This window comes from Streptomyces sp. NPDC127190 (assembly GCF_042672505.1).
In the GTDB taxonomy this organism is placed as follows: domain Bacteria; phylum Actinomycetota; class Actinomycetes; order Streptomycetales; family Streptomycetaceae; genus Streptomyces.
In genome coordinates this window covers 285,714-293,224 of sequence record NZ_JBHXVE010000005.1, presented here as the reverse complement: position 1 = coordinate 293,224, position 7,511 = coordinate 285,714, and the positions used below count along the sequence as shown (strand labels likewise).

The following is a 7,511-nucleotide window of genomic DNA, read 5'->3' as shown; positions in this document are numbered from 1 at the left end:
GGGGGCCCCTCGGGTTGTTCTTGTGAACCCCATTGCCCCCACTGGCCCCCGGCCCCACTCAAAGCCCCGGGGGTTTGCCGGCCCCCGCAAACCCCCCGGGACATCGGCTGTGACCAGGCGCAACCTGATGACACTGGGGCAGCCGCGGAGCCCGAACCGGCACCGAGCGAATCGGTGGCCAGTCCATGTCCCGAGAGATTGCGAGAAGGCGATCCGTCATGAGCATCACCCAGCAGTACCTCCTGGACAGTTACCGTGCCCGGGTGATCGGCGAGCCCGAGCCGCCCGCGCCCGGCCGCCACGACCTGGACGTCGTCCGCGAGCTGCGCGAGTACCGGCGTTTTCGCGCCGTCGTCGCCGAACGCCCGGCGCACGGACGGCTGCTGCGCGCCCTGCGGCGCCGACTGCACGCCGCGCAGCGCCTGTTGCGCCCGCGTGCGCTGTAGGTATCGGCGGCCGGCGCCCGCGCCCCGGCGCGAGCGCCGGCACCGCTACACCGCGGGCAGCCGTACGGCGAACTCCGCGACGGCCGCGCGCACATCGTCGGCCGTCCACTCCAGGCCCGCCTCGCGCACGCTGACCTCGGTGAAGGCGAGACCCGGCCCGCCGCGGTCCCAGGGCCGGGCGAAGAGGTAGGTGCCCGTCTCCTCCGCCTGGCGCAGCGCCGCATCCATGAGCGCGTCCGGCTCGTACGGCAGCCAGACCTGGAACTCGTGGGTGTGCGGTTCCCCGGGGTGCACCCGCGCCCACGGCACGTCCGCCGCCGCGAATCCCTCGCGCAGCGCCGCGGCGACCACGCGCGCGTGGCGGACGTAGTCGGGGAGCCGGGGCAGCTCGTGGTCGAGCCCGGCGAGCGCCGACAGCACCGTCGGGAACTGCTGGAAGACCATGCCGCCGTACCGGTGCCGCCAGATCCTCGCCTCGTCGGTCAGGGTCTTCGGGCCGGCGAGCGCGGCGCCGCCGATGCCTTCGAGGGACTTGTAGAACGACACGTAGACGCTGTCCGCGAGGCCCGCGATCTCCGCGAGGGGGCGGCCGAAGCGGACGGTGGTCTCCCACAGGCGCGCGCCGTCGAAGTGCACCACCGCCTCCCGCTCCCGCGCCGCCTCGACCACCTCGGTCAGCTCCTCCCAGGTGGGCAGCACGTACCCCGCGTCCCTGAGGGGCAGTTCCAGCATCAGCGCGCCGAAGGGCTCCTCGACGTCCCGTACCTCGGCGGCCGTGGGCAGCCGGGGCTCGGCCGTCACCCGGACCGGACGCAGCCCGCTGACCGCGCTGAACGCGTGCCGTTCGTGCACCTCCGGGTGGGACAGGGCGTGCAGCGCGACCGCGGGGTTGCCGGTACGGCCCGCCCAGCAGCGCAAAGCCACCTGCTGCGCCATGGTGCCGGTCGGGAAGAACGCGGCGTCCTCCGTGCCCAGCAGGTCCGCGACCCGCCGCTCCAGGTCCGCCACGATCCCGGTGCCGTAGAAGTCCCCCGGCTGGTCCAGGTCGTACAGCTCGGGTGGGGCGTCCAGCAGGTCCGTGAGCCGTTCCCGCATCGTGCGCCGGGTGCCCTCACGCGCGAGGACCCGCTTCGCCGCCCGGAAGGCGGCCCGGCGGCGCTCCCGCATCTGCTCCTGCTCCTGCTCGGCCGGGCCGGGCTCCCCGGCCCCCTCCGCCTGCTGGTCCGCGCCCTGCTGTGCCGTATCGGTCATGCCCGGGATCATTCCGTCCCGCGCGCGGGCGGGCAGCCGAATTTCCGCCCGGGCCAGGGCGTGGCCGGTGGGATGGCGGAGGCGGCCGGAAAGCATCGTGGACGGCGTGGCGAAACCCACAGCCTGTGGACAACCGGCCGGCCCCGGAGCGGATAGCGTTAACATGACGAGAAATCGTCCGGTACCCAGAGCGGACTGGAACGGGAAGGCCTCCGTCGCGTGAGTACAGTCCATCAGCCAGACCTCAAGGACCGCCCCGCGCGGCTCACCGTCGGTGTCGTCGGCGCCGGCCGCGTGGGCCCCGCGCTGGCCGCGTCCCTCCAGCTCGCCGGGCACCGCCCGGTGGCCGTCTCCGGCGTCTCCGACGCCTCCCGGCGGCGGGCCGCGACCATGCTCCCCGACGTCCCGCTGGTGCCGCCCGGCGAGGTCCTCCACCGTGCCGACCTGGTGCTGCTCACCGTCCCCGACGACGTCCTGCCCGGCCTCGTCGGCGGGCTCGCCGAGACCGGTGCGGTACGGCCCGGACAACTGCTCGTGCACACCTCCGGCCGGTACGGCACCAAGGTCCTCGACCCGGCCCTGCGCGCGGGCGCGCTGCCGCTGGCCCTGCACCCGGCGATGACGTTCACCGGCACCCCGGTGGACGTCCAGCGCCTCGCCGGCTGCTCCTTCGGGGTCACCGCGCCCGAGGAGCTGCGGCTGGCCGCCCAGGCCCTGGTGATCGAGATGGGCGGCGAGCCCGAGTGGATCAGCGAGGAGAACCGCCCGCTCTACCACGCGGCCCTCGCGCTCGGCGCCAACCACCTGGTGACCCTGGTCGCCCAGTCCATGGAGCTGCTGCGGGCGGCCGGCGTCGAGGCCCCCGACCGGATGCTGGGCCCGCTGCTCGGGGCGGCCCTGGACAACGCGCTGCGCTCCGGCGACGCCGCCCTGACCGGCCCGGTCGCGCGCGGGGACGCGGGCACGGTCGCCGCGCACGTCACCGAGTTGCGCAGGCACGCCCCGCAGGCCGTGGCCGGCTATCTGGCGATGGCCCGCGCGACCGCCGACCGGGCGCTCGCGCACGGCCTGCTGAAGCCGGAACTCGCCGAGGACCTGCTCGGCGTGCTCGCCGAGGGATCCGGCGGCACCGGCACGAACGGCACGAACGGCACCGAGGGGAACGACCGATGACCACCGCCCTGCTGCGCACCGCCGACGAGCTGCACGCGCGCGTGCGCCGCGGCCGCCGTGCCGTCGTGATGACCATGGGCGCCCTGCACGAGGGCCACGCGACCCTGATCCGCTCCGCCCGGGAACTCGCCGGAGCGGACGGCGAGGTCGTCGTCACGGTCTTCGTCAACCCGTTGCAGTTCGGCGCGGGCGAGGACCTGGACCGCTACCCGCGCACCCTCGACGCCGACCTGAAGATCGCCGAGCAGGCGGGCGCCGACGTCGTGTTCGCGCCCTCCGTGGACGAGGTCTACCCGGGCGGCGAACCCCAGGTCCGGATCTCCGCCGGCCCCATGGGCACGCGGCTGGAGGGCGCCTCGCGGCCCGGGCACTTCGACGGCATGCTCACCGTCGTCGCCAAGCTGCTGCACCTCACCCGCCCCGACGCGGCCCTGTTCGGGCAGAAGGACGCCCAGCAGCTGGCCCTGATCCGGCGCATGGTGCGCGACCTGAACTTCGGCATCGAGATCGTCGCCGTACCGACCGTGCGCGAGGAGGACGGGCTCGCCCTGTCCAGCCGCAACCGCTACCTGTCGCCCGCGGAGCGCCGTACCGCGCTCGCGCTGTCCCGCGCGCTGTTCGCGGGCCGGGACCGGCACGCCGCGCAGGAGGCGCTGCGCGCGCGGGCCCGCGAAGTGCCCTCCACGCACGCGCGTGCCGAGGCGCTGAGCGCCATAGGCGAGTCCCGCGCCGCCGCCGACGCGCACGCGGTCGCCACGGCGTCCCCCGCCAGCCCGGCGGCCGTCCGCGCGGCCGCCCGCCAGGTGCTGGACGACGCCGCCCGCCTCGACCCCCCGCTCGACCTGGACTACCTGGCCCTCGTCGACCCTTCCGACTTCACCGAGATCGGTGATGGTTTCACCGGCGAGGCCGTCCTCGCCGTCGCCGCCCGGGTCGGCACGACCCGGCTGATCGACAACCTCCCTCTCACCTTCGGAGCCGCCTCGTGACCAGCACAGGCATACGACTGCACGCGCCCGCACCCGGTTGGGCGATCTCTGCCGACGTGGTGGTCGTCGGCTCCGGAGTGGCCGGGCTGACCGCGGCCCTGCGCTGCGAGGCCGCGGGCCTCAGCACGGTCGTCGTCACCAAGGCCCGCCTGGACGACGGCTCCACGCGCTGGGCGCAGGGCGGCATCGCCGCCGCGCTCGGCGAGGGCGACACGCCCGAGGAGCACCTGGCGGACACCCTCGTGGCCGGCGCCGGCCTGTGCGACGAGGAGGCCGTGCGGACCCTCGTCACCGAGGGCCCGGACGCGGTACGGCGGCTCATCGACACCGGCGCGCACTTCGACGAGTCCTCCGAAGGCGAACTGGACCTCACCCGCGAGGGCGGCCACCACCGGCGCCGGATCGCGCACGCGGGCGGCGACGCCACCGGCGCGGAGGTCTCCCGGGCGCTCGTGGCGGCCGTACGCGCGCGCGGGCTGCGCACCATCGAGAACGCGCTCGTGCTGGACCTGCTCACCGACGACGAGGGCCGTACGGCCGGTGTGACGCTGCATGTGATGGGCGAGGGCCAGCACGACGGCGTGGGCGCCGTGCACGCGCCCGCGGTGGTGCTCGCGACCGGCGGCATGGGCCAGGTGTTCTCCGCGACCACCAACCCGTCCGTGTCCACCGGCGACGGGGTGGCGCTGGCGCTGCGCGCGGGCGCCGAGGTCAGCGACCTGGAGTTCGTGCAGTTCCACCCGACCGTGCTGTTCCTCGGCCCGGATGCCGAGGGCCAGCAGCCGCTCGTCTCCGAGGCGGTGCGCGGCGAGGGCGCCTACCTGATCGACGGCGACGGCGTGCGCTTCATGGTCGGCCAGCACGAGCTGGCGGAGCTGGCGCCGCGCGACATCGTCGCCAAGGGCATCCTGCGGCGGATGATGGAGCAGGACGCCGAGCACATGTACCTCGACGCCCGGCACTTCGGCGCCGACATGTGGGAGCACCGGTTCCCGACCATCCTGGCCGCCTGCCGGGCCAACGGCATCGACCCGATCACCGAGCCCATCCCGATCGCTCCGGCCGCCCACCACGCCTCCGGCGGCGTCCGCACCGACGCGCACGGCCGGACCACCGTGCCGGGCCTGTACGCGTGCGGCGAGGTCGCCTGCTCCGGCGTGCACGGCGCCAACCGGCTCGCCTCCAACAGCCTCCTCGAAGGCCTGGTCTACGCCGAGCGGATCGCGGACGACATCGCCGCCATGCACGCGGCCAACGGCCTGCACGCGCGCGTGCCCGCACCCGTCGAGCACCCCGACACCCCGGTGCACCCGCTGCTGGCCCCCGAGGCCCGGTTCGCCATCCAGCGGATCATGACCGAGGGCGCGGGCGTGCTGCGCTCCGAGGAAGGCCTCGCCCGGGCCGCCGAGCAGCTCCAGCGGCTGCACGACGAGGCCCGCGGCGCGCTCGCCGAGAACGGCAAGACCGCCGAGCCCGGCGTCGACACCTGGGAGGCCACCAACTTGCTGTGCGTGGGCCGCGCCCTGGTCACCGCCGCGCTGCTGCGCGAGGAGACCCGCGGCTGCCACTGGCGCGAGGACCGCCCCGAGCGGGACGACACGCTCTGGCGGCGCCACATCGTCGTACGGCTGAACCCCGACCGGTCGCTGGCCGTGCACACCACCGACACCGCAGACTTCCCCCCTGTCCGGTAACACCGGCGAACCAGCACCCAGCGAACCCCCCAGCGCCCAGGAGCAGTGACAGACGTGAGCACCGAAGACCTTCCCCTCGCCCCGACCGGCGGCTGCGGCGACGGCTGCGCCTGCGGCGCCGAGGGCGACGACGAGGAGTACCTGGAGAGCGGGCTCGACCCCGCGCTCGCCGAGCTGCTGGCCGCTGTCGGGCTCGACCCCGTGGAGGTCGAGGACATCGCCAACGTCGCGATCCAGGAGGACCTGGACGGGGGCGTCGACGTGACCACCGTGGCCACCATCCCCGAGGAGGCGACCGCCACCGGCGACTTCACCGCGCGCGAGGCGGGCGTGGCGGCCGGTCTGCGGGTCGCCGAGGCCGTCCTCTCCGTGGTCTGCACCGACGAGTTCGAGGTCGAGCGGCACGTCGAGGACGGCGACCGCGTCGAGGCCGGGCAGAAGCTGCTGTCGGTGACCACGCGCACGCGTGACCTGCTCACCGCCGAGCGCAGCGCGCTGAACATCCTGTGCCGCCTGTCCGGCATCGCGACCACCACGCGCGCGTGGGCGGACGCGCTGGAGGGCACCAAGACCAAGGTCCGCGACACCCGCAAGACCACCCCCGGTCTGCGCTCGCTGGAGAAGTTCGCCGTCCGCTGCGGCGGCGGCGTCAACCACCGCATGTCGCTGTGCGACGCGGCCCTCGTGAAGGACAACCACGTGGTGGCCGCAGGCGGCGTCGCGCAGGCCTTCAAGGCCGTACGGGAGGCCTTCCCGGAGGTGGCGATCGAGGTCGAGGTCGACACCCTGCACCAGCTGCGCGAGGTGGTCGACGCGGGCGCCGACCTGATCCTGCTGGACAACTTCACCCCCACCGAGTGCGCGGAGGCCGTCGGCATCGTCGGCGGTCGCGCGCTGCTGGAGGCCTCCGGCCGGCTCACGCTCGACAACGCGCGCGTGTACGCCGACACGGGCGTGGACTTCCTGGCCGTCGGCGCGCTCACCCACTCCTCGCCGATCCTCGACATCGGCCTGGACCTGCGCGAGGCGGAGTAAGGGCCATGCTCCTCACCATCGACGTCGGCAACACGCACACCGTCCTCGGCCTGTTCGACGGCGAGGACATCGTCGAACACTGGCGCATCTCCACGGACGCGCGCCGTACGGCGGACGAGCTGGCGGTGCTGCTCCAGGGCCTGATGGGCATGCACCCGCTGCTCGGCGAGGAGCTGGGCGACGGCATCGACGGCATCGCGATCTGCGCGACGGTCCCGTCCGTGCTGCACGAGCTGCGCGAGGTCACCCGGCGCTACTACGGCGACGTGCCCGCGGTGCTCGTCGAGCCGGGGGTGAAGACCGGTGTGCCGATCCTGACCGACAACCCCAAGGAGGTCGGCGCGGACCGGATCATCAACGCGGTCGCGGCCGTCGAGCTGTACGGCGGCCCGGCGATCGTCGTCGACTTCGGTACGGCGACGACGTTCGACGCGGTCTCCGCGCGCGGGGAGTACGTCGGCGGGGTCATCGCGCCCGGCATCGAGATCTCCGTGGAGGCGCTCGGCGTGAAGGGCGCGCAGCTGCGGAAGATCGAGGTGGCCAGGCCGCGCAGCGTCATCGGCAAGAACACCGTCGAGGCCATGCAGGCGGGCATCGTGTACGGGTTCGCCGGACAGGTCGACGGGGTCGTCAGCCGGATGGCGCGGGAGCTGGCGGACGATCCGGACGACGTGACGGTGATCGCGACGGGCGGGCTGGCACCGATGGTGCTGGGCGAGTCCTCGGTGATCGACGAGCACCAGCCGTGGCTGACGCTGATCGGACTGCGGCTGGTGTACGAGCGGAACGTGGCGCGGATGTGAGAGCGGCGGGGGGCCCCCCCGCCGGGGGGGGGGGGGCGGGGGGGCGGGGGGGGCGGGGCCGGGGCGGGGCGAGGCGCGGCCCCCCCGCCCCGGGGCCGATCGGATGGCAGAGTTGTTATC

7 protein-coding genes are annotated in these 7,511 nt (G+C 74.5%); 6 read left to right on the top strand and 1 reads right to left on the bottom strand.

The features are described from left to right. Positions 1–218 precede the first annotated feature (218 nt). Positions 219–446: a hypothetical protein gene (locus tag ACFVIU_RS11620; protein ID WP_385842115.1), complete on the top strand. Its 228-nt coding sequence runs from the start codon at positions 219–221 to the stop codon at positions 444–446. 45 nt (positions 447–491) lie between these two features. On the opposite strand, the gene ACFVIU_RS11615 is transcribed toward ACFVIU_RS11620, so the two are convergent. After that, positions 492–1,697 (bottom strand): threonine aldolase family protein, encoded by a 1,206-nt coding sequence (locus tag ACFVIU_RS11615; RefSeq protein WP_385842114.1) that lies wholly within the window; start codon positions 1,695–1,697, stop codon positions 492–494. Between the two features lie 219 nt (positions 1,698–1,916). Between ACFVIU_RS11615 and ACFVIU_RS11610 the strand changes: the two genes are divergently transcribed. Genes ACFVIU_RS11610 through ACFVIU_RS11590 form a run of 5 tightly spaced genes read left to right on the top strand, consistent with a single transcriptional unit; the run spans position 1,917 to position 7,391 of the window. Next, the gene (locus tag ACFVIU_RS11610) at positions 1,917–2,870 is read left to right on the top strand and encodes a Rossmann-like and DUF2520 domain-containing protein (RefSeq protein ID WP_385842113.1); all 954 of its coding nucleotides are present in this window, start codon (positions 1,917–1,919) and stop codon (positions 2,868–2,870) included. Next, complete coding sequence (panC, locus tag ACFVIU_RS11605) at positions 2,867–3,859, top strand: pantoate--beta-alanine ligase (protein WP_385842112.1); 993 nt, start codon at positions 2,867–2,869, stop codon at positions 3,857–3,859. The genes ACFVIU_RS11610 and panC overlap by 4 nt, the downstream gene beginning before the upstream one ends. Next, positions 3,856–5,553 carry an L-aspartate oxidase gene (locus ACFVIU_RS11600; RefSeq protein ID WP_385842111.1) on the top strand — a complete coding sequence of 566 codons (1,698 nt, stop codon included), beginning with the start codon at positions 3,856–3,858 and terminating at the stop codon, positions 5,551–5,553. Before panC ends, ACFVIU_RS11600 begins: the two co-directional genes overlap by 4 nt. Positions 5,554–5,607: 54 nt before the next feature. Further along, positions 5,608–6,588: a carboxylating nicotinate-nucleotide diphosphorylase gene (nadC, locus tag ACFVIU_RS11595; RefSeq protein WP_385842109.1), complete on the top strand. Its 981-nt coding sequence runs from the start codon at positions 5,608–5,610 to the stop codon at positions 6,586–6,588. Positions 6,589–6,593: 5 nt separating this feature from the next. Beyond that, positions 6,594–7,391, top strand: a complete 798-nt coding sequence (locus tag ACFVIU_RS11590; protein ID WP_385842108.1) for a type III pantothenate kinase — start codon at positions 6,594–6,596, stop codon at positions 7,389–7,391. Positions 7,392–7,511 lie beyond the last annotated feature (120 nt).

What these genes read in the sequence shown, in the direction of transcription:
- panC (WP_385842112.1), top strand. Translation starts at nt 2,867, where the DNA reads ATGACCACCGCCCTGCTGCGCACCGCCGACGAGCTGCACGCGCGCGTG.
- ACFVIU_RS11590 (WP_385842108.1), top strand. Translation starts at nt 6,594, where the DNA reads ATGCTCCTCACCATCGACGTCGGCAACACGCACACCGTCCTCGGCCTG.
- ACFVIU_RS11615 (WP_385842114.1), bottom strand. Translation starts at nt 1,697, where the DNA reads ATGACCGATACGGCACAGCAGGGCGCGGACCAGCAGGCGGAGGGGGCC.
- ACFVIU_RS11620 (WP_385842115.1), top strand. Translation starts at nt 219, where the DNA reads ATGAGCATCACCCAGCAGTACCTCCTGGACAGTTACCGTGCCCGGGTG.